The 25335-nt window shown below is 44.6% G+C and carries 18 protein-coding genes; 8 read left to right on the forward strand and 10 right to left on the reverse strand.

Features of this window, described 5'->3' with window-relative positions; all coding sequences use genetic code 11:
* Position 1: 1 nt before the first annotated feature.
* Positions 2-844, forward strand: a complete 843-nt coding sequence (locus tag ACTHQF_RS14015; protein WP_440431028.1) for a hypothetical protein — start codon at positions 2-4, stop codon at positions 842-844.
* Between the two features lie 4 nt (positions 845-848).
* Positions 849-1847 (forward strand): type I glyceraldehyde-3-phosphate dehydrogenase, encoded by a 999-nt coding sequence (gap, locus tag ACTHQF_RS14020; RefSeq protein ID WP_440431030.1) that lies wholly within the window; start codon positions 849-851, stop codon positions 1845-1847.
* Between the two features lie 47 nt (positions 1848-1894).
* On the opposite strand, the gene glgB is transcribed toward gap, so the two are convergent.
* A complete protein-coding gene (gene glgB, locus ACTHQF_RS14025; RefSeq protein ID WP_440431032.1) occupies positions 1895-3877 on the reverse strand; it encodes a 1,4-alpha-glucan branching protein GlgB in 1983 nt (660 codons plus the stop codon).
* A gap of 190 nt (positions 3878-4067) precedes the next feature.
* Positions 4068-6944, reverse strand: a complete 2877-nt coding sequence (locus ACTHQF_RS14030; protein WP_440431033.1) for a TonB-dependent receptor domain-containing protein — start codon at positions 6942-6944, stop codon at positions 4068-4070.
* 328 nt (positions 6945-7272) lie between these two features.
* Between ACTHQF_RS14030 and ACTHQF_RS14035 the strand changes: the two genes are divergently transcribed.
* From ACTHQF_RS14035 to ACTHQF_RS14045, 3 genes are read left to right on the forward strand one after another with little or no spacing between them, the layout of a single operon-like run.
* Entirely contained in the window at positions 7273-9705 is a 2433-nt protein-coding gene (locus tag ACTHQF_RS14035; protein WP_440431035.1) for a penicillin acylase family protein, read from the forward strand.
* Position 9706: 1 nt separating this feature from the next.
* Positions 9707-10057, forward strand: a complete 351-nt coding sequence (locus ACTHQF_RS14040; protein ID WP_440431037.1) for a hypothetical protein — start codon at positions 9707-9709, stop codon at positions 10055-10057.
* 29 nt (positions 10058-10086) lie between these two features.
* Positions 10087-11070 (forward strand): LuxE/PaaK family acyltransferase, encoded by a 984-nt coding sequence (locus ACTHQF_RS14045; RefSeq protein WP_440431039.1) that lies wholly within the window; start codon positions 10087-10089, stop codon positions 11068-11070.
* A 99-nt stretch (positions 11071-11169) separates the two neighbouring features.
* Here the strand turns inward: ACTHQF_RS14045 and tyrS are convergent, their stop codons facing one another.
* Positions 11170-12465, reverse strand: a complete 1296-nt coding sequence (gene tyrS, locus ACTHQF_RS14050) for a tyrosine--tRNA ligase (protein ID WP_440431041.1) — start codon at positions 12463-12465, stop codon at positions 11170-11172.
* Between the two features lie 61 nt (positions 12466-12526).
* Between tyrS and ACTHQF_RS14055 the strand changes: the two genes are divergently transcribed.
* Genes ACTHQF_RS14055 through dapA form a run of 3 tightly spaced genes read left to right on the forward strand, consistent with a single transcriptional unit; the run spans position 12527 to position 16135 of the window.
* Positions 12527-13213, forward strand: coding sequence for an ACP phosphodiesterase (locus ACTHQF_RS14055; RefSeq protein ID WP_440431043.1), 687 nt, complete (start codon positions 12527-12529; stop codon positions 13211-13213).
* Between the two features lie 22 nt (positions 13214-13235).
* Complete coding sequence (gene ligA, locus ACTHQF_RS14060; RefSeq protein ID WP_440431045.1) at positions 13236-15248, forward strand: NAD-dependent DNA ligase LigA; 2013 nt, start codon at positions 13236-13238, stop codon at positions 15246-15248.
* A 5-nt stretch (positions 15249-15253) separates the two neighbouring features.
* Complete coding sequence (gene dapA / locus ACTHQF_RS14065) at positions 15254-16135, forward strand: 4-hydroxy-tetrahydrodipicolinate synthase (protein WP_440431047.1); 882 nt, start codon at positions 15254-15256, stop codon at positions 16133-16135.
* 92 nt (positions 16136-16227) lie between these two features.
* Here the strand turns inward: dapA and ACTHQF_RS14070 are convergent, their stop codons facing one another.
* The 7 genes from ACTHQF_RS14070 to ACTHQF_RS14100 all read right to left on the reverse strand — a co-directional run bounded on the left by ACTHQF_RS14070 (position 16228) and on the right by ACTHQF_RS14100 (position 25334).
* The gene (locus ACTHQF_RS14070; protein ID WP_440431049.1) at positions 16228-17469 is read right to left on the reverse strand and encodes an aminotransferase class I/II-fold pyridoxal phosphate-dependent enzyme; all 1242 of its coding nucleotides are present in this window, start codon (positions 17467-17469) and stop codon (positions 16228-16230) included.
* Between the two features lie 163 nt (positions 17470-17632).
* Complete coding sequence (ftsZ, locus tag ACTHQF_RS14075) at positions 17633-19267, reverse strand: cell division protein FtsZ (RefSeq protein ID WP_440431051.1); 1635 nt, start codon at positions 19265-19267, stop codon at positions 17633-17635.
* Between the two features lie 128 nt (positions 19268-19395).
* Positions 19396-20757, reverse strand: coding sequence for a cell division protein FtsA (gene ftsA, locus ACTHQF_RS14080; protein WP_440431053.1), 1362 nt, complete (start codon positions 20755-20757; stop codon positions 19396-19398).
* A 51-nt stretch (positions 20758-20808) separates the two neighbouring features.
* Entirely contained in the window at positions 20809-21708 is a 900-nt protein-coding gene (locus ACTHQF_RS14085; protein ID WP_440431055.1) for a cell division protein FtsQ/DivIB, read from the reverse strand.
* Positions 21701-23053, reverse strand: a complete 1353-nt coding sequence (murC, locus tag ACTHQF_RS14090; RefSeq protein ID WP_440431056.1) for a UDP-N-acetylmuramate--L-alanine ligase — start codon at positions 23051-23053, stop codon at positions 21701-21703. The genes ACTHQF_RS14085 and murC overlap by 8 nt, the downstream gene beginning before the upstream one ends.
* Positions 23054-24163 carry an undecaprenyldiphospho-muramoylpentapeptide beta-N-acetylglucosaminyltransferase gene (gene murG, locus ACTHQF_RS14095; protein WP_440431058.1) on the reverse strand — a complete coding sequence of 370 codons (1110 nt, stop codon included), beginning with the start codon at positions 24161-24163 and terminating at the stop codon, positions 23054-23056.
* A 10-nt stretch (positions 24164-24173) separates the two neighbouring features.
* Complete coding sequence (locus ACTHQF_RS14100; RefSeq protein WP_440431060.1) at positions 24174-25334, reverse strand: FtsW/RodA/SpoVE family cell cycle protein; 1161 nt, start codon at positions 25332-25334, stop codon at positions 24174-24176.
* Position 25335: the final 1 nt, after the last annotated feature.

A 25335-nucleotide genomic window follows, 5' to 3' on the forward strand; every position in this document is an offset into this window, starting at 1 on the left:
TATGGTAGCAGTGGTATACAGTGGCTCGAAAGCTGCACATTGGAAAATCGCCCGCGAGGGCAAGACAGTTGCAGAATGTACGATGCCCGGTATCAATCCATGCCATAACAATGAGAAGACGATCTTAGATGCCCTGAATAAAAAATCGATCCTCATAAATAATGCGGAACGCATCAAGAAGATCTATGTCTTTGCTTCTGGTGCAAGCAGCGAAGCACGTAGCAGGGAGCTTGCATTGATTCTTTCAAAGTTCTTCAAGTATAGTGAGATCACCGTTAAGGATGATCTGTATGGTGCTGCAGTTGCAGCATGCTATAACAACAGTGGAATCGTAGCGGTGCTCGGAAGCGGTTCAAATTGTGCCTATTTTAATGGAACTATTCCAAAACAAAACAATTTTGGATTAGGTTTTATCCTTGGTGACGAGGGCTCCTCGATCCATTTAGGCAAGACGCTGCTGAAAAAGTTTATCCAGGGCAAACTACCAAAGGACCTGCACAAAGCTTTTACGCAGAAGTCAAACTTAGACCGGCCACTGATTCTTGAAAAAATATATAGAAAGCCGATGCCCGAGCAATTCTTAAGCTCATTCTTCGACTTTTTTGTAGAACACAGGTCTCATCCTGCAATACAGGAAATGATCGATCAAGGATTTGATCAATTTATGAAGACCTACTTGTTACCTACAATAAAGGCATATCCTGAACAAGAAATACATTTTATTGGTAGTGTTGCCGGACAGTTTGAAGATCGCCTTCTAACCGTCGCAGAGAAACATAACATCAACATCACCACAATTATAAAAGAACCTATATATAATTTATTAAACTATTATTCAAATTAGTACAATGAGCAAAATTGGAATAAACGGCTTTGGTCGTATTGGCAGACTGGTTTTCAGGGCTGCACTTAAAAGAGGATTAGATGTTGTTGCGATAAACGATCTTGTAGAACCAACTTACATGGCTTATATGTTGAAATATGATTCAACACACGGCCGTTTTGATGGCACCATTGAGGTTGAAAACGGACACTTAGTGGTAAATGGTAAAACCATCCGTATCACTGCTGAAAAAGATCCTGCAAACCTTAAATGGGATGAAGTTGGTGTTGACGTAGTAATCGAGTCAACTGGTTTATTCTTAACGGAAGCTGATGCTAAGAAACACATCCAGGCAGGTGCTAAGAAAGTTGTTCTTTCTGCTCCAGCAAAAGATGATTCTATCCCAACTTACGTAATGGGCGTTAACCATGATAAATTAACGGCTGACCAGACGATTGTTTCCAACGCATCTTGTACAACAAACTGTCTTGCCCCAATCGCAAAAGTACTTAACGATAAGTTCGGTATTGTTGAAGGTTTAATGAGCACAGTTCACGCGGTAACTGCAACGCAGAAAACTGTTGACGGACCTTCTGCTAAAGACTGGAGAGGTGGTCGTGGTGCTTACTCTAACATCATTCCTTCTGCAACTGGCGCAGCTAAAGCTGTTACTAAAGTTATCCCTGAATTAAAGGGTAAACTTACGGGTATGGCTTTCCGTGTTCCTGTAGCTGACGTTTCTGTTGTTGATTTAACGGTACGTTTGGAAAAACCAGCTACTTACGAAGACATCAAAAATGCAATGAAAGAAGCTTCTGAAGGCTACTTGAAGGGTGTTCTTGGTTACACTGAAGATCAGGTTGTTTCATCTGATTTCATCGGTGATGAGCATGCATCTATTTTTGATGCTGATGCAGGTATCGCATTGAATGAAAACTTTGTAAAAGTTGTTTCATGGTATGATAACGAAATGGGCTATTCTGCTGCTTTAGCTAAATTCGTTGAGCACTATGCAACCATCTAAAATATTAATAACATGAAAAAGGGATGCTCGTAAGAACATCCCTTTTTTTATTTCGTTTGTTTCAGCACGATCCCTGTAAGCGGCGGAAGATCAATATAGATCGAATATGGTAGACCATAGCAGACATCTGCCGTCGGAACATATGGAGTGGTCACCGTTCGGCCTGCCCCAAAAAACGTTTCATCATCGGTGTTAAACACCTGTTTCCACTTGGACTTACCAGGCACACCAATCTTGTAATGATTTCTAGGCACCGGTGTCAGGTTGATTAGAACAACAAGGGTGTCCTTCTCTTTTTTACCTTTTCGCATATAGATGTACACCGAATGTTGTACATCATCCGCATTGATCCATTCAAAACCATCATAAGAGAAGCTCTTCTCGTATAGCGCCGGTTCCGATCTGTAAAAGGCATTCAAGGCTTGTACGGTACGCTGCATTCCGGCATGGGATTCATATTGCAGCAGGTGCCAATCCAAAGACTTTTTGAAGTTCCACTCACTATTTTGTGCGAATTCATTCCCCATGAACAACAGTTTTGTACCTGGCTGGGTAAACATATATAAGTACAATGCACGCAGGTTTGCGAACTTCTCCCATTCATTACCTGGCATCTTATAGATCATCGAAGATTTACCATGTACCACCTCATCATGTGAGAAGGGCAGCATAAAACGCTCGGTGAAGGCATAAGTAATGGAAAACGTAAGTCTATGGTGATGGTAGCTTCGATTGATGGGATCGAGTTTGAAATACTTCAGCGTATCGTTCATCCAGCCCATCATCCACTTCATGCCGAAGCCAAGGCCATTTTCAGAAACTGGCCGCGTCACACCTGGATAGGTGCTGCTTTCTTCAGCAATGGTTTGTACGCCCTCAAAATTCGAGTAAATTGCTTCATTCATATCCTGCAAGAACTGGATTGCCCCAAGGTTTTCGGGTCCCCCATGAATGTTGGTACCTGCATCTTCCGGCTTTCTCGAAAACGTATAGTACAACATTGATGCAACCGCATCCACCCGCAGCCCGTCGGCATGATACTGATCTATCCAAAACATCGCATTGCTGATCAGGAACGAGCGAACTTCATTACGATCATAATTGAAAATATAGGATTTCCAATCCGGATGAAAGCCCTTGCGCATGTCAGCATGTTCATAAAGATGGGTACCGTCGAACTTATACAGCCCATGGGCATCACCCGGAAAATGAGAAGGTACCCAATCCATGATCACTGCGATATTGGCTTTGTGCAGTGCTTCTATCAAATACATCAACTCCTCTGGCGTACCATGCATCGAACTTGCAGCATAATAACCTGTGATCTGATATCCCCAGGAGGGAAAATATGGATACTCCATTACGGGCATCAACTCGACATGCGTGAATCCCATTTCCAGAACATACGACACCAGGGTATCTGCAACTTCCTTATAGGTCAGAATCCTTGAAGGTTCAGAAGGATCGCGTTTCCAAGAGCCTAAATGCACCTCATAGACCGAAATCGGCTGATCAAGCGCATTGATTTTTACCCGCTTTTTCAACCAGTTTTTATCCTTCCACTTATAATTTGTATCCCAAACTACAGATGCCGTTCCAGGTGGAAGCTCCCAGCGCCTTGCGAAAGGATCTCCCTTTTCCAGCCAGTTTCCCTCAAAGCTATGAATCGCATACTTATACAAGCTGCCGTGCTTTACGCCTGGGATAAAACCCTCCCAGATCCCCGAAGCATCCCAACGTTTGTAGAGTTGATGACTAGTTTTGCTCCATTCATTAAATGTTCCCGCAACATTCACCTGTTTTGCATTGGGTGCCCAGACCGCAAAGTAGGTACCCTCGGTGCCATTTAACTTCAAGACCTGAGCGCCCAACTTTTCATACAAGCGAAAATGCTTGCCTGAAACAAACAGAGCCACATCAAAATCGGTAAATAAGCTGTGAACCCAAACGGTGTTATTGGCGCCAGCACCTTGCAGCGCCTGATTGAAGGATGTCTTTGTGGAAGATATATTAGTTTCTGAGCTATCCATTATGGTGTAATTACAAGTTTAGTGGTATACCAAAACTTCTAGAAGGTTTTTTGATTTCTAAGAAGAACAGGTTTCCCGCTGAACTAAGCTAAAGATCAACATTAAAATCAGTAAGATGGTTTTTGTCTAATAATTAAAAATAAAAAAGCCCGGAATAAATTCCAGGCTTCAAAGTTGATAAAATAAGCTTTTATGGGTTAAAGGTGATCGAGGTGTAGTAGACTGCACCAACTAATGGGTTTCCGAATGATGTACTATAATATTTGTTCAGCAGGTTCGATCCCCCAAATTTAAGGGTAGAGTTGATCGACGGAATTTTAAAGCTAACCTGCCCGTCAAGTGTACCAAATGCTGGTACATCGCCCGAGCCGAATGTAGAGTTCCAGGTAAATTTCTCCTGCCATCTGTATTGTAAGTTGAAACCTACATTCTTGATGATCTCACGATTACCAAATCCAAAATTGTATCGTAGTTCCGGTGTATTAAAGGTGTTGATGAAGTTAGCCGGAATATCGCTGATCTTGTTGTAAGAAACATTACCGCTCAAATTGTATTTTCCTAGAATATAGTCCAGCCCGAACGCGCCACCGTAGGTTTTCACATCTTCAGTCAGGTTTACCGGCACATTGAATTTCACTGCCGTAGCCAAAGGATTCTGGTAAATTTCCACAGCACTGATGAAATCACTGTAAATGCTATAATAACCATAGGTATCGATCAACAGCTTAGAACCTAGAAGTCCTTTATAACCCAACTCATAGGATTGTACACTTTCCGGACGTACCCCCCTGGCATCAAAGGTATACGTTTCCAGCACACCGGGATTTGGTGTGCCTGCCGCAGCAGAGGCCAGCAAAGCCCGGTAACTTTCAGACGTTACTGCAGGGTTGCCAATCAGGTTATATTTGCTAAGCAGCTCCGGCAATCCACCAATCAGGCGTGTCGCTCCCCCACCCACAGCAAGGTCAATATACTGGTCTTGAGTGGTTGGGTTTCGATAACCGGTTTGGTAGGAAGCACGGATGTTATTATTTGGTGCAACCGTCAATACGCCGGTAATCCTTGGGGTAAAGCGTCCTTCGAAGTTCTGGCTTTTATCATACCGGCCAGCGAAAGTAAGTTTAAGCTTATCATTCAACAACTTCTTTCCAATTTGCCCAAACGCGCCATATTCCTCTATCGTGATGTCACGGGTGGCATCATCAAAGATGGTACCATCGGAATGTAGAAAATAGTTCCGGTAAGATGCGCCAACCTGAAATTCCACCACATTATTGAAGATGTTAGAAAAGTTGTACATACCTTCATAGTGGTACAGGTTGGTCTTATCATTGAACTTAGCGCCATTTTGAGGACCTATTGAGCGTTCGGTGATCGCGATCTTCGCACTTTCAAAGCCCGGTGTACCAGGGATCAAACGGCCAACGTCAGCCTGTGAGCGGGCAAATTGCTGAGCCGTAGCATCTGGCTGCCCCGCTGCGATCGCGCCAATATAGTTTCCGATGTACTGCGGAAACCAGGTGGTGGAAGGCTTCCATGCCTCATTGATGAACGTTCCAAGAATCGTTGCATTGTAAGCGTCCCCAGATCGTTCCTGCGTCGTATATGCACGCAAAAAGAAGTCCGAACCCTTAAGTTCAAGCTTGAACTGCCCGATAGAGAAATTCCGTAACGAGTACCGGTCTGTTCCGGTATATACCGATGTTCCCGTTCCCCAGTTTACCTGTGCTACAGCTTCAACTTTGTCCGTGAAACGGTAATGCAAGGAAGTGTTTGCCTTCAATGATTTGGTATCATAGTCTACCAAGTCCTGCTCCGCATAACCGGTTCTGGAAACCGCTTGATTAGGAATCAGGTCATTCCTCAATCCAAAGTAAAAAGGCAGGTAGTTTTGAATCGCAGGCCTTAAAGCTTCCGGCAAACTGCCCAGGAACTGCGCTTGTTGCCCTGGTGTAGCGTTCTGCGGTAATCGGGCATCCATGAGCTGTTTTATGTTTAGTGTTCCGCCTGTAGCTTGCAGCACACCTGCCACGGTTTGGTTTTCCACACTCCGGGCCACGTTGAGCATGTTCTGACTGATCTCATCACCATAAACATTCACCCCATCATAGTTGGGATCGGTATTCCGGTCACCGCCCTTAAGCTGCCGCGCTGTCCTGTCAAAGTTCCTGGTGTCTGTTGCGCCCCAATCTTTTGCCTGCAAAAATGAAAAAGCCGTTTTGATACCGAACTTATTGTTCCAGGCTTTTGCCAAACGGACATCAAGCTGGTTGAACTGCTGTGTGCCCGCGTTATCATCGTTCACGTGATTGACGCCTGTCTTGAAAGCAAAGCTTGCTCCTTGATAATCAAAGGGATTTTTGGAAGTCATCAATAGCGTACCATTAATTCCGCCAGCCCCATATAAAGCTGAAGCCGCTCCCGGAAGGAGCTCTACATTGTCTACATCCAGTTCGGAAAGTCCTACAATGTTGCCTACAGAGAAGTTTAATCCTGGTGCCTGATTGTCCATTCCATCAACAAACTGGTTAAATCTAGTGTTACCATTAGAATTAAAACCTCTTGTGTTCACAGATTTAAAGGTTAAACTCTGGGCGCTCATCTCCACGCCCTTCAAGTTGGCCAAGGCATCATAGAATGTCGCTGCAGGCAAATCCCGCACTGCAGATGCACTGATCCGTTCAATAGAAACTGGAGATTCCAGAATCCGCTCCGGTGTCCGGGATGCAGAAATCACAACTTCCTGTCCTAAAAACGTAGTCTCCTCCAATTCAACAGAAAGATTAGTACTCGAGCTGCTAACCTGCCGCTCTACTGTGCCATACCCCACATACGAGAATACTAATGTTGCCGGCGCCTGTCGGACATTTAGCGAGAATGACCCGTTTTGAACAGAGGCGGCCCCGTTGGCCGTACCTTTAACAGTAATGCTGACCCCCGCCAGTGGAGCCCTCGTCGATTTGTCCGTTACTGTACCACTTATCACAATGTCTTGAGCCTTTGCAAGCATAGCTGTGCCAAAGACCATTAAAAGCATACAGAATGCCCTGGTAATTTTCCTCGTCATACAATAGGTTATTTGGTTTTATATCTAATATAAAAAACTTTCACACAATAAATATGTATTTTCCGGCTGTGCTACAATGTATTACCGCAGCCTATTCCTCCCGCCAAGCTTATGTTAATGGAATATTCTACCACTTCAGAAAGGGCAAATTCACTAGTGATCTATGTACCAGCACTTTGGCAGTCAAAATAGGCTTAACAATTAATTAAGCTGAAATATTTAATTCTTACGAAATTCAGGGCAGAGATTTTTGTTATCTTCTCACAATAATTTAAATTGCTGCACAAGCCACCTATGCCATCACCTTACCAGCTTAATCATTCAGCAGATGAATAAAATTAAAGCCCTGATCTGTTTGATCATTCCGATACTATTGATTTACTGTTTCAATACGAAATTCGGGGATCTCCCGCCCATTATCAGGTTTCTGGATCCATTCAAAGGCTTTTGGCAGAACGCTGAAAGCATGCGCGTCAGCCCCAGGCAAAAGCTCCTGCTTAAACATACCACAGCTGACGTGGATATCATCTTTGATGATCGAATGATCCCACATATTTTCGCGCAGAATGAACATGACCTCTACTATGCGCAGGGCTATGTTACCGCCATGCATCGACTGTGGCAGATGGATTTTCAAACCAGGTATGCAGCCGGCCGTTTGTCTGAGGTTGTTGGAAAAAAAGCCATTGAACTGGACCGCTATCAGCGCCGTATGGGCATGGTCTATGGTGCAGAAAACTCACTTAAGGGCATGATGGAGGATCCAGTTTCTAAAAAGATGCTTCTAGCTTATACGGAAGGTATCAACGACTTTATTCATAATCTCTCCCAGAAAGATCTTCCTATAGAATACAAGATACTTGATTTTAAACCCGAAGACTGGACACCATTAAAATGCGCTTTGTTGCTCAAACAAATGTCGGCTGTCCTGGCCATGGGATCCGACGAATTCTATATGACCAACATCCTAAACAAGTTCGGACCTGAAGTCACAGCTAACCTGTTCCCCGATTATCCACACAAAGAAGATCCCATAATACCAGAAGGCACCAAATGGGACTTTAAGCCGCTACCTGTTCCATTGCCTCCAGGCAGCTTCAATCAGATGAGCAGCAGCAACATCAACACCACACGTCGTGTAGAAGGTATTGGCAGCAACAACTGGGCAGTTTCGGGGGAGAAGACTGTAAGTGGGAAACCTATTCTCGCCAATGATCCCCATTTGAATCTAACCCTGCCTTCCATCTGGTATCAGATACAACTTCATGCACCAGGAATCAATGTCTACGGCGTTTCACTGCCGGGTTCACCAAGTGTAATTATAGGTTTCAACCAAAAGATTGCCTGGGGTGTAACCAACGTTGCAGCAGATGTACTTGATTACTATCAAATTAAATTCAAGGATGACACACATCAACAATATTGGTATGATAATGCCTGGAAGAACACCAATAAACGCCTTGAACAGATCAAGATACGCGGTGAAAAAACGACTACAGACACCGTGATCTATACTCACCATGGTCCGGTTGTATATTTTCAAAAGCCTGCACTAAGTCTGGCAAAGCCGGTTCCGGTCGGGAATGCATTGCGGTGGATTGCTCATGAACGTTCCAACGACCTCATGACTTTTTACCATTTGAACAGGGGAAAAAATTACGACGACTACCGTAAGGCACTTACCTATTACACCGCACCTGCACAGAACTTCATATTTGCTTCTGCAGATAACGACATTGCCATCACCGCGAACGGAAAGTTCCCGCTTAAATATAAGAACCAGGGAAAGTTCATTCTGGACGGCACTGATCCGAAAAATGACTGGCAAGGCTGGATCCCGGCAGCGCAAAATCCAACGGTGAAAAATCCGGAACGCCACTTTGTGAGCTCCGCTAATCAATCTTCCACAGATCCGAGCTACCCGTATTATATCAACTGGGAATTTTCACCTTATGAACGTGGAAAACGCATTAATGACAAGTTAGCTACCATGGAGAACATCACCGCGGATAGTATGCGTATCATGCAAAGTGATTCCTATGGCATTTTCCCGGAGCATGTACTTCCTACCCTGCTCCCATTGGTTAACCGGGCAGAACTTAATGCGACACAAAAAGAAGCCTTGATCACCATTCATAAATGGAACAGGTTCTATGATGCAAAGGAGATCGCACCTGGAATCTTCGACCTCTGGATGTTTAAATTGAACAAGTTGATCTGGGATGATGAGTTTGAAGTAGCTGAAGTACCTATGCGTCACCCTTCGCGCGACCGTACCGTTCAAATGATCACCAAAGAGCCTAACGCACCCTGGTTCGACAATGTGAACACCCCTGAAAAAGAAAGCCTTAAAGATCTCGTAAACCAGTCCTTCAAATATGCATGCGATAGCCTGGAGCGCAAGTATGGAGTGATCGGAAAAAACTGGGCTTGGGCAAATGTCAAGCATAGCCACGTACCACACCTTGCCGCAATACCAGGCTTTGGCTCCAAAACCTTAATGATCGGCGGCTCAAAAAGTACAATCAACGCATTGAGCGAGTCAAACGGTCCCTCCTGGCGAATGGTGGTCGAGCTTGGTGATACCCCTAAAGGCCATGGCGTATTCCCCGGAGGCCAGTCCGGAAATCCTGGGAGTCCGTTTTACGACAACATGATCAGTACCTGGGCAGAAGGTAAGCTGTACGACTTATACCTCATGCATAACACCGATGATCCTGCTGTTAAAGCACTTAAACGTTTAAAAATCTCAAAGAAATAAAATGGTATTCCTTATTGTTTTAATAGCCGCATTTCTGCTACAACTTATTTTACCCTGGTGGGTTATCGTCATCATCTCATTCCTAACCTGTGCGCTACTCGGAAAAACTGCAAAGATTGCCTTATGGTCGCCCTTCTTAGCGATACTCGTACTATGGACTGCAATGGCGCTTTATAGCAGCATCCCCAATCAGCACCTTATGGCGGGGCGTGTAGCAGAGATGCTTGGTTTGGACAGCTGGTTATTGGTCTTATTGATTACCGCTTTACTCGGCGGGTTTGTTGCCGGCGTTAGTGGATTTTGTGGTTATCACTTCCGAAAGGCCATGATTCGGGAAAAAAGCAATCGTTAATCTGTTAAATTGTTCCGTATTTTTGTGCCGTGGAGAATATCAAAGAACAAATTTTCAACATCAGCACTCCAGCGGCATTTGAGGAAACAGCCTTAACCATCTTCCGGTATCAAGCTGCAAATTGCGAAGTCTACAGGTCCTTTCTACACCATCTGAAAGTGCAACCTGACCAGGTTACAAGCACCGCAGAAATCCCTTATTTACCCATCGCGTTTTTTAAATCTCATGAGGTAAAAAGCGCGGCAACACCAGCACAAATTGTGTTCTCCAGTTCCGGAACTACCGGCCAAACACAAAGCAAACATATCGTCACGGATCTAACGCTGTATGAAGAGAGCTTTAACCGAGCTTTCCAACACTTCTATGGTGATCCGGCCAACAGCTGTATTCTTGCGCTGCTACCATCATATCAGGAACGCGAAGGCTCTTCATTGATTTATATGGTCGACGCATTGATCGCGCAAAGCCAACATCCTAAAAGTGGCTATTTTCTGCATGACAATGAAGGTTTATATCAAACTTTGGTGGAGCTCAAGCAACAAGGACAACGAACCATCCTTATTGGCGTGACCTACGCCTTATTGGATTTCATAGAAGCATACAAGCTGGAGTTCCCCGAATTGATCGTCATGGAAACCGGTGGCATGAAAGGTAAACGAAAAGAAATGGTACGTGAGGAACTGCACGAACTGCTTACCTCTGGGTTTGGAGTCCCTGCTATTCATAGCGAATATGGCATGACTGAATTGTTGTCGCAAGGCTATTCCTCTGGTCATGGCATCTTTAATTGCCCAGCCTGGATGCGCATTGTACTTCGCGATACGAATGACCCACTTAGTTTGCTGAAAAACAAACAAACAGGCGGTATCAATGTCATTGACCTGGCTAACCTGCACTCCTGCAGTTTCATCGCTACACAAGATCTGGGCAAAATCCATCCCGATGGCTCTTTCGAAGTACTTGGGCGGTTTGACAATGCCGATATCCGGGGTTGTAACCTTCTTGTGCAATAAGCCATTAAGAAATCAAACATACCATAACAAGGGCTGTCAAAGAACAAAAAAAAACGCGGTAAGTAGATTACTGCGTTTTTTTATGATATATGGTAAAGATTAACCCTCCGCTGTGATTAGGAAGTAGTTCTTCTTGCCTTTTTGAACAATGATAAATTTATCATTCAACAGATCGGAAGTATTATACTGTTGACCAGCATCGGCTGGTTTAGCTTTATTAATGCTTAAGCCACCACCCTGAATCGTTTTTTTAACCTCGCCCTTGGAAGGGAATATGTTTGTTTTCTCTGCGAGTAAGGTACCAAGGTCTAGCCCTTGCTCCAACTCAGCCTTAGCAATGTTAAATTGTGGAACGCCATCGAAAATTTCCAGTACCTGTTCATCATTTAACGTTGCGAAAAAGTCAAGTGAGCCGTTACCAAATAAAAAGCCTGAAGTTTTAATTGCGGTCTCAAGTGCAGCCTCGGAGTGGGTACGCAGGGTAATGTCTTCGGCTAAAGCTTTTTGAAGAATCCTCATATGTGGTGCCTGATCGTGCTCCTGCTCCAAACGCTCAATTTCCTCCTTTGATTTTAATGTGAAAATGCGAATCCATTTCTTAACATCCTCATCAGAAGCATTTAACCAGAACTGGTAAAAACGGTAAGGCGACGTTTTCGAGGCATCCAACCACACAGCACCACTTTCAGTCTTTCCAAATTTGGTACCATCAGCTTTCTTAATCAGCTGTGTTGTCAAGGCATACGCAGTCCCATTGTCTTTGCGACGGATAAACTCGGTGCCAGTAACAATGTTTCCCCACTGGTCAGAACCGCCCATTTGAAGAATACAATTGTGGTTCTTCCACAAGTAATAGAAATCGTATCCCTGAATCAACTGGTAGCTGAATTCCGTAAAGGAAAGACCGGCACCAGCTTCGCCATTGAGACGCTTTTTGACGCTGTCTTTCGCCATCATGTAGTTAACCGTAATGTGTTTACCTACGTCACGGATGAAATCCAGAAAGCTAAAGTTCTTGAACCAATCGGCATTGTTCACCATTACCGCATCATTGCTCTCCTCGCCAAATACAAGAAATTTGCTCAACTGTGCTTTAATCCCATTGAGGTTATGTTCAAGACTTTCTTCGGTAAGCAGGTTGCGCTCGGCAGATTTGCCCGAAGGATCGCCCACCATTCCGGTAGCACCGCCAACCAATGCATAAGGTTTATGCCCCGCACGCTGAAAATGAATCAGCGTCATAATCTGTGTTAAATGGCCAACATGGAGCGAATCTGCTGTCGGATCGAAGCCGATATAACCGGCACACATGCCTTCATTCAATTTCTCTTCAGTATTCGGCATGATGTCATGCAGCATACCCCTCCAGCGTAATTCTTCTACAAAATTGGTCATTATCATAACTTTTGCGGCAAATATAGGAAAAGCCTGCTTAAAAATTTTCTACTTTTAGGGGATGAACTTCCTCTCCCATTACTACTTCGAGCGCAATAACCCCGACCATTATGTGGTCATGGGTGTCGTGCTGCCCGATCTGGTCAAAAATGCGGACAAGTACTGGAACATTCATCCACAGAAAACGCCTGACTTATACCAGGATAAAACAGCGCTTCAATCCATTCTTCGGGGCTGGCAAAAACACCTTGAGGTGGATAACTACTTCCACACTTCCGAATTTTTCAAAACTGAAACGGCAAATCTGAAGAAGATCATCCTTCCTTGTGTCACTGCCGGTCCGGTAAAGCCGTTCTTCCTCGCACATATCGGTTTGGAGCTCATGCTTGACCATCTGCTTTTGCACTCCGGCATGATCAATATCGAAACCTTCTACCAACAACTGCAACAGGCAAATACCGCCCAGCTGGAGACATTTTTAAGAAAAGCGGAACTTCCTGACCATGCCATATTCGATGCTTTTCTCCATGACTTTCTCGATAGTCGCTACCTTTTCAGCTATCAAAAGCTCGCAAGTATCAGCTATGCATTAAACCGGATCTGTATGCGCGTTTGGAATAATCCATTCACAGAAGCACAGCTCGATTTACTCACGCATAAACTTGATGAATACTGCCCTGAACTCGAGTCAAGGTTTATAACCATCTTTAACGAACTGGAACAAAATCCGGCTATAAGCGCATTTTAAATAGTATTTGTATCTTCGTTGCATGTCCACAGCGAGCATTAAAAATACCATGGATGAACTGGTTAAGGAACTTAATCAGCACACTTACAACTACTATGTCCTGGCAATGCCCACCATTGCTGACTATGAATTCGATAAAAAGCTGGAAACACTGGCAAAGCTCGAAAAAGAACATCCAGAATTTGCAGACCCCAATTCACCTACCAAACGTGTAGGTGGTGACCTTACGAAGAACTTCGTTACCGTCAAACACAAGTGGCCAATGCTCTCGCTTGGAAATACCTATAACGAGCAGGACCTGCGTGATTTCGATGATCGCATCAGGAAAGCCTTGGGCGACGATTTCCAATATGTATGTGAACTGAAGTTCGATGGTCTTTCCATAAGTCTCACTTACGAGCATAATCAACTTGTAAGGGCCGTTACGCGTGGGGACGGCACGCAAGGTGATGATGTGACCACCAACGTAAAGACCATCAGGAATATACCACACCACCTTAAAAGCACCGATAATCCAGAGGTCTTCGAAATCCGTGGCGAGATCTTCATGCACCGTGCTGCTTTCGAACGGCTTAATAAGGAACGGGAGGAACTTGGCGAAGTAACATACGCCAATCCGAGAAATTTTGCAGCAGGCACCATAAAAATGCAGGACTCTGCAGAGGTCGCTAAAAGGCCTTTGGACGCTTTCTTCTATTCCCTGAACACAGATAGAACAATCTTCCAAACCCATTGGGAAAGCCTACAGGCGATAAAATCCTGGGGCTTCCATGTCAGTGAACATTCCAGACTTGCCTCGAATATGAATGAGGTCCTCGAATTTATCAAATACTGGGAACAGGAGCGGTTTAAAATTGGCTACGACATTGATGGTATTGTCATCAAGGTAAACAGTTATGGGCAACAACAGGAGCTCGGCTTTACCGCAAAATCTCCACGTTGGGCAATATCATACAAGTACAAGGCCCAGGAAGTAGAGACGATACTGCAGAAAGTTACTTATCAGGTCGGCAGAACCGGCGCCGTAACCCCCGTTGCCAACCTCAAACCGGTGCAGCTAGCTGGGACAACCGTTAAACGTGCTACCCTGCATAATGCAAATGAGATTGAACGCCTTGACTTACATGAAGGCGATACGGTGTTTGTGGAAAAAGGCGGCGAGATCATCCCGAAGATCATCAATGTGAATCTTGAAAAACGTTCCCAGGATGCACAACGAATCATCTACCCTACAGCCTGCCCGGAATGCGGAATCCCCTTGATCCGTAATGCCGGTGAAGTGGCTTTTTACTGCCCAAATGATGAGGGATGCCCTCCCCAGATCGTTGGTAAAATGCAGCACTTCATTGGGCGCAAAGCCATGAACATCGATGGCCTGGGCGATGAAACGATAGAAACCTTCTATCGCCAGGGTCTTGTTCGTCACATCAGTGATCTATACACGCTAAAAGACCGTGCAAGCGAACTTAAAAACCTGGATCGATTCGGAGAAAAGTCCATTGTAAACATGCTGAACGGCATTGAGAAGTCGAAGGAAATGCCCTTCGAGAAAGTACTCTTCGGACTTGGAATCCGCTATGTAGGCGAAACCGTTGCCCGTAAACTTGCCTACGCAATTAAGAACATAGACCGGCTGATCAACGCCAGCCTCGAGGAACTCACGGCGATTGATGAAATAGGCTTGCGCATCGCAGAAAGCATCGTAGACTATTTCCGTAAACCGGAACATATGCGGCAAATCGCACTGCTGCGATCTCATGGATTGCAGTTTGAAGCCGCAGAAACAACAATAAAGCTGCAGAGCGATAAATTAACTGGAAAAACATTTGTAATTTCGGGCGTCTTTGAGGGTATTAGCAGAGACGAGTTGAAAGATCTTATTGAAGGTAATGGTGGTAAAATTCTAAGCAGCATCTCTGCGAAATTGAACTTCCTTGTCGCAGGCGACAATATGGGTCCTTCCAAACTGGAAAAAGCACAAAAATTAAAAATTCCGATGATCAGTCAGCAGGAACTACTAGAGATGTTGAAGTAAAAATAATGGAAAAATTTCATGGCACGGGTGTAGCACTGGTTACACCATTTAAAGAAGATGGATCGGTTGATTTTGAGGGCCTGAGGAGGCTCATCAATCACATGGTAGATGGCGGCGTGGATTACCTGGTTTCCCTGGGTACTACCGGCGAATCGTCGACCTTAAATAAAAAGGAAAAATCAGAAGTTTGGTCGTTTACCGCTGAGGTAAATAATGGCAGATTACCTTTGGTTGCGGGCATTGGTGGTAACGATACCGCGGCGGTGATCGAAAGCATTAAAGCTTTTGCACACGAAGGTTACGATGCCATTCTTTCAGCAAGTCCAAATTACAACAAACCTACTCAGGAAGGTATTTATCAGCATTATAAAGCCATCAGTGAAGCTGCGCAGCTTCCTATACTGCTTTACAACGTTCCGGGCAGAACAGCAAGCAACATGAGTCCTGAAACCACCTGCAGGCTGGCACACGATTTCAAGAACATCATTGGCACCAAAGAAGCTTCCGGAAGTTTTGATCAGTTCAATCAGATCCTGAGAGATAAACCCACAGATTTCATGTTAATCTCCGGAGATGATCCTGTTGCGCTGCCGATGATTTCCCTTGGAGCAGTTGGGGTAATATCCGTTGTCGGTAATGCATTACCTGCAGAACTGTCTGAGATGATCCGGCTGTCGCTAAAAGGCGAATTTAAAAAGGCGCTGCCAATGCATTTCAGTCTGATTGAATTTACCCGCTTGATTTTCGCCGAGGGAAATCCAGCAGGTATTAAAGCTGCCTTGAAACACCTGGGCATCTGTGGCGATGCGGTTCGTTTACCACTGGTACCTGCATCTGCAGATCTGGCGCAAAAAATTGCTGCACAGATTGCCGGCATACGCGCTTAAGTCTACAGACCACAAGCGGCATTGCTGAAAAGCATTAAACATAAAAAAGGCCCTTCAGCTAATCTGAAGGGCCTTTTTTATGTTTAATTATATTATGCTTCTACAAATTTATTGTCTTTGTAGTAACCACTTTTCAGTTTATCCGACACTTCACTGAAAGCATCCAGCGTACGCTGAACGTCTTCAAGCGTATGAACCGCAGTAGGAATCAATCGAAGCTCGATCAGACCCTTAGGAATTACTGGATAAACAACGATTGAACAGAATATACCGTAATTCTCACGAAGGTCCATGGTTAAAGCTGTTGCTTCCTGTAATTCACCTTTCAGGAATACAGGGGTTACCATGGTATTGGTTAGACCAAGATCAAATCCTCTTGCCCTTAATCCATTCTGAAGATTTGTCGCAATATTCCAAAGGTTCTCTCTTAGCTCATCGTTGTTCTTAAGAAGCTCCAGACGTTTAAGCAAACCAATTACCATTGGCATAGGAAGCGCTTTCGCGAATGTTTGTGAACGCATGTTGTAACGCAGGAAGTTGGTGATTTCCTCAGTAGAGGCCACAAAAGCACCAATGCCAGCCATGGATTTCGCAAAGGTACCGAAATAAACATCCACACCTTCAATGCAGTCCTGCGCTTCGTGCGTTCCCGCACCGGTAGGACCCATTGTACCGAAACCATGTGCGTCATCAATCAGTAAACGGAAGTTAAATTGCTTTTTAAGTTCAATCAGTTCTTTCAGTTTACCTTGTGCACCAGACATACCGAATACACCTTCGGTGATAAGCAGGATACCACCACCACTCTGCTCAACCAACTTTGAAGCACGTGCAAGTTGTTTAGCGGCGCTATCAATATCATTGTGCTGGTAAACAAAGCGTTTACCCATATGTAATCTCAAGCCATCGATAATGCAGGCATGCGATTCACCATCATATACGATCACATCATTCCGGTCTACCAAGGCATCAATGATTGATACCATCCCCTGGTAACCATAGTTAAGCAGGAATGCATCAGGCTTACCTACAAAGGCAGCAAGCTCACGTTCCAGCTGCTCATGATACTTGGTGTTTCCAGACATCATTCTGGCACCCATTGGGTATGCCATACCGAAATCTGAAGCACCCTGTAAGTCAGCAGCCCTAACTTCCGGGTGGTTAGCCAATCCTAGGTAATTGTTCAAGCTCCAAACCAGGTGCTCCTTACCACGGAAAGTCATATGAGGCCCTAATTCTCCTTCTAATTTGGGGAAGGAGAAATATCCATGAGACCATTTCTGGTGCTGGCCAAGCGGCCCCATATGTTTTGTAATCTTTTCAAAAATATCCAATGTATTATGTTTTTAAGGTTATTCTATTGTCGCAAATTTAAGGTTTATAAGCCTTATTTACAACTATGTACTTTCAAGAGCGTCAGTACGATCAGCATTATATTTCAGCAAAAAAGCCTTAAAGGGTTTATTCCTTAAGGCTTTTAATGATGTTAACAATTATTTAATCCACATTGTCGTGCAAGAATGAATTATTCGGGCGAATTTCTGTCGATCCATCTTCATCGCTGCTTAGCGTAAATCTGGATACTTGAGACTCCGAAGAATGCTGTACCTGCTGCAATTGCATTTGTTTTCTTTTATATGCAGGCTCATTTTCCAGTTCCTGTAAACCGTTAGCGGTACGAAGTTTCATGCTCAGGTCCTTTAACCTTAAAATCCTTTCTTTGGATTTTCTAAGCTGATCTTCCATCGACTCATCGGTCTTATTGTCATCAGCTCCTGCCGGCTCAACTTCAGGTCTGCTGGTTTGTTGCTGGTTTGAATTAAAGTCTGCGACAGGCTTTTCAAAGGTGAAGTCTGTTTCAGCAACTTTCACTTCGAATTCGAAGCCGGGCTCAGGCTGTGCCTCATTAGGATAGATTTCCTCCTCAATTAAGGTGTGTTTGATCACATTAGAGTCCTGATCATCTGCTCTTCTGTTTTTTGGTGCATTCATCATGTCGCCAAACATATCAGATTGTGCTTCCTTTGCTTTCATTACCGGCTCAGTGCTGCTATGTACCTGTGGCTTTGGTGCCATAAAGGTATTTACAGGCTCAATCGGTTTTACTAAAGGTGCTTCTTCAGGCGTCAACAAAGAGATCTTCTTAACGTTCTTTCTGTCCTGCGCCCGTTGTTCCGTGGTCTGAAAGCCAGTTGCAATGATCGTTACAGAAAGGCGATCTTCCAGGTTCTCATCGATACAGTTACCCCAGATCAAGTCTGCAGATAAACCTGCTTTGTCCTGAATGTAGTCTGTAATAATAGCAACTTCATCCATGGTAACCTCGTTCACACCAGAGCTGATGTTTAACAAGATGTACCTTGCACCTTCAATCTCGTTATCTTTCAACAATGGAGAAGCTAGTGCGCCTTCAACGGCAACCAAGGCACGGTTTTCACCACTCGCCGAATAGCTACCCATAATAGAAACACCGCTGTCTTTCATCACGGTGCGTACATCTTTAAAGTCTACGTTGATATAACCAGGTACGGTGATGATCTCTGCAATTCCTTTTGCCGCGGTGGTTAAAATATCATCGGCCTGCGCAAATGCAGAACCAAGGGTCAGGTTACCAAAAATTTCTCTCAACCTGTCATTCGAAATTACCAGGTAAGAGTCTACATATTTCTTCAGCTCATCCAAACCATCTTCAGCTTGCATCTTCCTGCGCTTTCCTTCGAAGGAGAAAGGCGTTGTAATGATCGCTACGGTTAAGATATCAAGCTCTTTTGCAGCTTGCGCTATAATGGGACTTGCTCCGGTTCCGGTACCACCACCCATACCGGCAGTGATAAACAACATCTTTGTTGTGTTACCGAGCATAACTTTAATATCTTCTATATTCTCAATGGCAGAGTTCTTTCCTACCTCCGGAATTGAACCTGCGCCCATTCCTTCTGTTAAGCTCGCACCCAGTTGCACCTTGTTCGGGATCGGACTTGACTCCAAGGCTTGTGCATCTGTATTACAGATGATGAAATCAACACCTGTTATCCCCTGACGGTACATATGGTTTACCGCATTACCACCACCACCGCCAACACCAATAACCTTGATGATCGACGATTTATCTTTTAACATTTCGAATTGCATATCTTTCAGAATCAGTAGATTAAAAATAGGTTATACCTGTTCATCTCCAAATGTAATATTAACACTTTTTAACATACGTTTTCCACATGTGTTAATAATGTGGAAAACTATTTACATGTTGAAAATTATTAAGGTTTTATGTAATCCTCATCACTTACGTTCATATCGTCTTTGATGAAATCTTTTGTTTTTGCAAGTAATTTATCAAACAAACCACTTCCACTTTTCTTTGCTTTTTCCTTGCTTTCCTTAGGCTTTTCCACAAACACACCAGGCTGCTTCATTTCCTCAACCAGCTCTTCTGCTTTTTGAATTCCCTTAATCAACAAACCAACACTGGTTGCATACATCGGACTCTTCAAATCGTCGTAAATAGACTTGGGCATATCCTCATACTTCGCTAGGTGCTCATTAGGATACCCTACCCTGCAGTCCAATCCGGTTACATATTCTACCAACTGTGGCAGATGTTTCAATAAAGAACCACCACCAGTGATCACAATACCGCCGATCAGTTTTTTCTCATAACCGGAAGATTTAATTTCATAGTAGATGTGCTCGATGATTTCTTCCATCCTCGCCTGAATTACATAGGCCAGGTTTTTCACAGATATCTCTTTCGGCTCACGACCTCTCAATCCAGGTACGCAAATGATCTCGTTCTCTTTATTTTCTTCGGCCAGGGCAGAACCGAATCTTGTCTTCAATAACTCCGCCTGGTTGCGCATTACAGAACAACCTTCACGGATATCTTCTGTCACGCTGTTACCGCCAAACGGAATCACAGCAGTGTGACGGATAATTCCTTCGTGGAAAATAGCAATATCGGTTGTACCACCACCAATATCAACCAAGGCAATACCGGCTTCTTTTTCTTCCTCACTTAAAACCGATTCAGAGGAAGCCAGCGGCTCAAGAATTAACTCTTGTGTTTGTAGTCCTGCATTGCTTACACAACGCATAATGTTTTTTACAGCGGTAACCTGTCCGGAGATAATGTGGAAATTCGCTTCAAGACGTACACCAGCCATACCAATCGGGTCTTTGATTCCTGGCTCGCTGTCTACGGTGAATTCCTGAGGCAACACATGGATGATTTCTTCTCCTGGGGGCATAACCAGTTTGAACATATCATCTATTAATTTGTCAATATCCTTCTTCGAAATCTCGTTGTTTAGCTCCCTTCTGGTCAAAATCCCACGGTGCTGCAGGCTTTTAATGTGCTGGCCCGCAATACCAACATTAACAACCCGAACTTCTACGTTCGACTGTCCACTGGCAATTTCCACGGCCTGCTGAATGCCCTGGACGGTTTTCTGAATATTGGATACTACACCACGGGTAACCCCCGCCGACTCTGCTTTGCCAATGCCGAGTACTTCTATTTTGTTGTGTTGCGTTCTGCGTCCAACAATGACACAGATCTTAGTGGTACCAATATCTAATCCAACAACAATAGGTGATTGAACCGTAAATTTTTCTTTGCCCATAACTATATCAATTTGCTGCGTTTTGTATTTTGTTTGTTTTTCTGGTATCTGTTAATTATTTCTGATCTGTTTAAGGATCTCATCCTTGACAATAGAATCCACAACCTTCCGATTGCTTTTAATACTGTCTACCGGGCTTTTAACCACTACCGGTGCGGCTCTATAAACGGAATCAACCTTGTTTCTTTCACAAACCACCTGGTTGGTGTATTTGATGTTGATCGTTTTGTAAGCGTCCCAGCCAACTGTCGGCATGGCTTGCTTATAGAACTCCCGGAGGTTTCGCATTTTCACGTTCAGTGAATCTGCGTCACCAAGTATTATACGCTGATTTCCAACTCTCGGAATCAGCTCAATGTCTTTATTTTCTGCAACATACAGCTGCTCAATTTGCGCGTCCCACAGCGTATCTGCACGGATAAACAACGCCGTTTCATACAGATCATTTGCAAGCGGATTGCGCAGGGTATCCAGCCGTCCGTTGAAGAACTCCGAAATGTTTCCGTTTGCCACAAGAACATTCGCCGTGAAGTTCGACGAGACCGGCATTTTCAAACCCTCACGGTCTACATAAAAATCCTGTCCACCTGCGTTGATAATACGCAACACGGGCTCCCGCTGTTCAATTTCAATATGGATTACACCATTCATATCACCAAAAACCTTCGCCGATGCGATGTATGGATTGGATTTGATATTTCGCTCAATGTCATCCAGGTTAATCTGCTCCATGGACTTCCCAATCAGGATGCCTTGGTTCTTCTTTAGAATGTCATCGATCTCTTCACGCTCAATGAAGTTGTCCGCACCAGGAATGAGGATCTTCACATTAGAACACTTCATGGTCTGTTTTTTCGTCTCCACGAAACTCATCAGCATCACAATACCCACCATAGAAACCACCCATGCTGTTGTTTTAAATACCAGTTTCCAGCGAATCCTCTTAAGCATGGTAAATGGCTTTTAAAGGTTCAACCAAGGTATCGATGTCGCCTGCACCTACGGTTACCAGCAAGGCAGGATTTTTTGCTTCTATATAACCCAGTACCTGGGTTTTGTTCAGGATCTTCTTATCCTGTATCGTAACTTTATCCAACAGGTACTCCGCGTTGATGCCTGCAATTGGCAACTCCCGTGCAGGATAGATATCCAGTAACACCAGATCATCTACAGTACTCAACACTTGTGCAAACGCTTCCGCGAAATCACGAGTGCGTGTAAATAGATGTGGCTGGAAAATCACGGTCAGTTTCCTGCCTGGAAAAAGCTCGCGCACCGCGCTGAAACATGCTTTCAGCTCCTCAGGATGATGGGCATAATCATCGATATACACCTGTTCCGCATTCCGTACCACGTACTCAAAGCGGCGTTTAACCCCTGTGAAAAGTTCCAGTGCTTTCTTAATCTGATCTCCCGCTACGCCTACTTTTAATGCCACACTGATCGCGGCCAATGCGTTCTCAATATTATGCCGCCCGGGAAGTAACATCCGGATGCCCGATATCGATGCAGATCCATTTTCGTAGTCAAATACGAAGTGGCCTGCTTCTACGCGGATATTTGTCGCCGAAATGCCGCCCTCATGCCCGATGCCATAAGTATCCAAAGCTGTCAATGGTAGTCCTGCTTTCACATACAAGGTTCCCCCAGATTTCAGTTGACCAGCAAATAACCTGAATGATTCCTCCAATTGTGTTGCATCACCATAAATATCCAGGTGATCAGCATCCATGGACGTGATCACTGCAATGTCGGGATGAAGTGTTAAAAAAGATCTGTCATATTCATCTGCCTCCACGACAACAACGTTGTTCTCGCCCGCAATGAAATTGCTGTTATAGTTGCTGGCGATGCCACCAAGGAAGGCCGTACAATCATGGCCTGTTGCTTTCAGTATATGCGCGATCATTGCAGAAGTCGTTGTTTTTCCATGCGTTCCCGCAACGGCAATGCAAAACTGTCCTGCACTGATAATACCCAATACTTCAGAACGTTTGTACAGCTTAATGCCTGCATGTCTGAAGTAATGCAAAATGGCACTATCCGCCGGAATAGCTGGCGTATATACAACAAGCGTACTTTCAGATGGCGCAACGAATTCCGGAGCAATACTTTCTGCACGGTCCTGATAGCTGATGGATATTCCCTCAGCTTCAAGCGCCTCACAAAGCGGTGTACGGGTTTTATCGTACCCGTTTACCAAACAACCACGCATCACAAAGTAGCGGGCCAGGGCACTCATTCCAATGCCGCCAACACCTACAAAGTAAACACGTCTAATTGCCTGCAACTCCATCTATAATGCCCTCCTGGTTAATTTTAAAACTTCGTTGGCGATGATCTCATCCGCATTCGGAAGCGCCATTTTTCCGATATTTTCTGAAAAAGCTTCGCATCTCGACTTGTCGTTTAAAAGATCCAGCGCAGCTTTCACCAGCGTGTCCTCTGCCGAACGGTCAGCGATCATTAAAGCCGCATGGTTCTTCACCAGGGCCAGTGCATTTTTAGTTTGGTGGTCTTCAGCAACATTCGGGGAAGGCACCAGGATCACTGGCTTTTTAATCAGGCAAAGCTCCGCAATGGTCCCCGCTCCTGCACGTGAAATAATGACGTCAGCAGCAGCATATGCCAGGTCCATCCGGTTTAAGAACTCCAGAATGCGCACATTTGGATGCGGCTCCGCACCTAAACGTTCAATGATACCCTTATAATAGTATTTACCAGTTTGCCAGATCAACTGCACATCCTGGTCTGTAATATCTTTTAAATGTTTTTCCAGGCTTTTGTTCAGCGTGCCTGCACCCAAACTACCTCCTGTTACCAGGATCGTTTTCTTCAGCGGATCAAGTTTCAGCAGCTCTGCACCAGCAAAGTGTTTGTTCTCGATATCCACAACATCCTTGCGTACCGGGTTACCCGTCTTCAGGATGCGTGCTGCCGGAAAAAACTGATCCATCCCGTCAAAAGCAACACAGATCTTCGCAGCTTTCTTGCCCAGCCTTTTATTGGTGACACCAGCATACGAGTTTTGCTCCTGAATCAGGTACGGCACATTCTTCCAGGATGCTGCAAGTAACAGCGGCCCCGAAGCGTAACCACCTACACCCACTGCGGCGTCTGGCTTGAAGTCCGTGATCAGCTTCAATGCCTTACGCATGCTGTCGAACATTTTATAGGGCAGCGCCAGGTTCTTTACGATGGAACCCCGCTGGATACCAGCGATGTTCAGCCCAATGATCTTGTACCCGGCGGCAGGGATCATGTCCATCTCCATCCTGCCCAATGCACCAACAAACAGGATCTCACAACCCGGCTCCAAACGCTTTAAAGCATTGGCAATGGATATCGCCGGAAATATGTGTCCGCCGGTACCGCCTCCTGATATGATAATTCTTGTTGGTCTCATTGTTATAACTTTATGCCATTGCTGGAATTTCACCAACGACAACTTTCTTATTATTTTCTTCTACGTCTCTACTTACACTCAGAATGATACCAAACGCAATACTGGTAAAGATCATCGAGGTTCCACCCATGCTCACCAATGGTAAAGGCACACCAGTAACCGGGCCTAAACCTACAGCTACGGCCATGTTTGCAAAAGCCTGGATGGTTAAACTAAAACTTAGTCCGGCAGCAAGCAAAGCGCCAAATGCTTTTGGACTCTGCGTTACGATCCGGACACATCGATAGAGCAACACAAGATAGAGTATAATGATGATCAAGCCACCAAAAAAACCATACTCTTCTACAATAATTGCAAAGATAAAATCCGAATACGGGTGCGGCAAGAAATTGCGCTCAATGCTGTTTCCAGGCCCTGTACCGAACACGCCACCTTTAGCAAGGGCCATCTTCGCGTGGTCTGCCTGATAGGTCTTATCGGAATGCTGCAACTCGGGATGCAGGAAAGACTGGATCCTAGATTTATAGGTCTCCCTTCTTGGTCCAAGGAACACCACAAAGAGCAGTAATATCGCCCCACCTGCACAAACTATTCCAATCTGCTTAATGCTGATCCTGCCGATAATTAACAACAGAATACTCACGCCAAAAAGCATCAGCGCTGTAGACAAGTTCGCCAATGCAATAAGGATAAACACCACACATACTGAACCCATAATTGGCACAAAGGCCTTTTTTACATCCTTGATATTTTCCTGTTTCCTGGTCAGCATACGTGCGAGGAAAGTGATCAGCGCAAGCTTCGCCAAATCGGATGTCTGGAAGGTTAAACCAATAAATGGAATCTTAACCCAACGCGAGGCGTCGTTCAAACTGGTTCCAAACACCAGGGTATAAACCAGCAGTGGCACCGTGATGATCATCAGCACCTTCGAAATACCCGCATAATACTTATAATCCAGCAAATGCGAGATGTAGATCATGGCAATACCCATCACCACAAAGATGATGTGCTTGGTGAGCAGGATCTTTTCTACGGCTTTCCCTTGTTTATAGGCAAGTGTGCCCGTTGCACTGTATACTGCAAGGATCGAAATTAACGACAACAGGATAATGATCAGCCATATCCAGCGATCTCCCCTTGTTTTTTCCAATAGCGCACTTACCGACATA

The sequence above is a fragment of the Pedobacter sp. SAFR-022 genome, from assembly GCF_051965375.1.
GTDB lineage: Bacteria > Bacteroidota > Bacteroidia > Sphingobacteriales > Sphingobacteriaceae > Pedobacter.

Bases quoted from the DNA above. Each gene is read 5' to 3' on its own strand.
- ftsA (WP_440431053.1), bottom strand. From the start codon at position 20,757: ATGGGCAAAGAAAAATTTACGGTTCAATCACCTATTGTTGTTGGATTA.
- ACTHQF_RS14030 (WP_440431033.1), bottom strand. From the start codon at position 6,944: ATGACGAGGAAAATTACCAGGGCATTCTGTATGCTTTTAATGGTCTTT.
- ACTHQF_RS14100 (WP_440431060.1), bottom strand. From the start codon at position 25,334: ATGTCGGTAAGTGCGCTATTGGAAAAAACAAGGGGAGATCGCTGGATA.
- gap (WP_440431030.1), top strand. From the start codon at position 849: ATGAGCAAAATTGGAATAAACGGCTTTGGTCGTATTGGCAGACTGGTT.
- ACTHQF_RS14055 (WP_440431043.1), top strand. From the start codon at position 12,527: ATGAACTTCCTCTCCCATTACTACTTCGAGCGCAATAACCCCGACCAT.
- ACTHQF_RS14035 (WP_440431035.1), top strand. From the start codon at position 7,273: ATGAATAAAATTAAAGCCCTGATCTGTTTGATCATTCCGATACTATTG.
- murG (WP_440431058.1), bottom strand. From the start codon at position 24,163: ATGAGACCAACAAGAATTATCATATCAGGAGGCGGTACCGGCGGACAC.
- ACTHQF_RS14085 (WP_440431055.1), bottom strand. From the start codon at position 21,708: ATGCTTAAGAGGATTCGCTGGAAACTGGTATTTAAAACAACAGCATGG.
- ACTHQF_RS14040 (WP_440431037.1), top strand. From the start codon at position 9,707: ATGGTATTCCTTATTGTTTTAATAGCCGCATTTCTGCTACAACTTATT.
- dapA (WP_440431047.1), top strand. From the start codon at position 15,254: ATGGAAAAATTTCATGGCACGGGTGTAGCACTGGTTACACCATTTAAA.
- ACTHQF_RS14015 (WP_440431028.1), top strand. From the start codon at position 2: ATGGTAGCAGTGGTATACAGTGGCTCGAAAGCTGCACATTGGAAAATC.
- ligA (WP_440431045.1), top strand. From the start codon at position 13,236: ATGTCCACAGCGAGCATTAAAAATACCATGGATGAACTGGTTAAGGAA.
- ftsZ (WP_440431051.1), bottom strand. From the start codon at position 19,267: ATGCAATTCGAAATGTTAAAAGATAAATCGTCGATCATCAAGGTTATT.
- tyrS (WP_440431041.1), bottom strand. From the start codon at position 12,465: ATGACCAATTTTGTAGAAGAATTACGCTGGAGGGGTATGCTGCATGAC.
- murC (WP_440431056.1), bottom strand. From the start codon at position 23,053: ATGGAGTTGCAGGCAATTAGACGTGTTTACTTTGTAGGTGTTGGCGGC.
- glgB (WP_440431032.1), bottom strand. From the start codon at position 3,877: ATGGATAGCTCAGAAACTAATATATCTTCCACAAAGACATCCTTCAAT.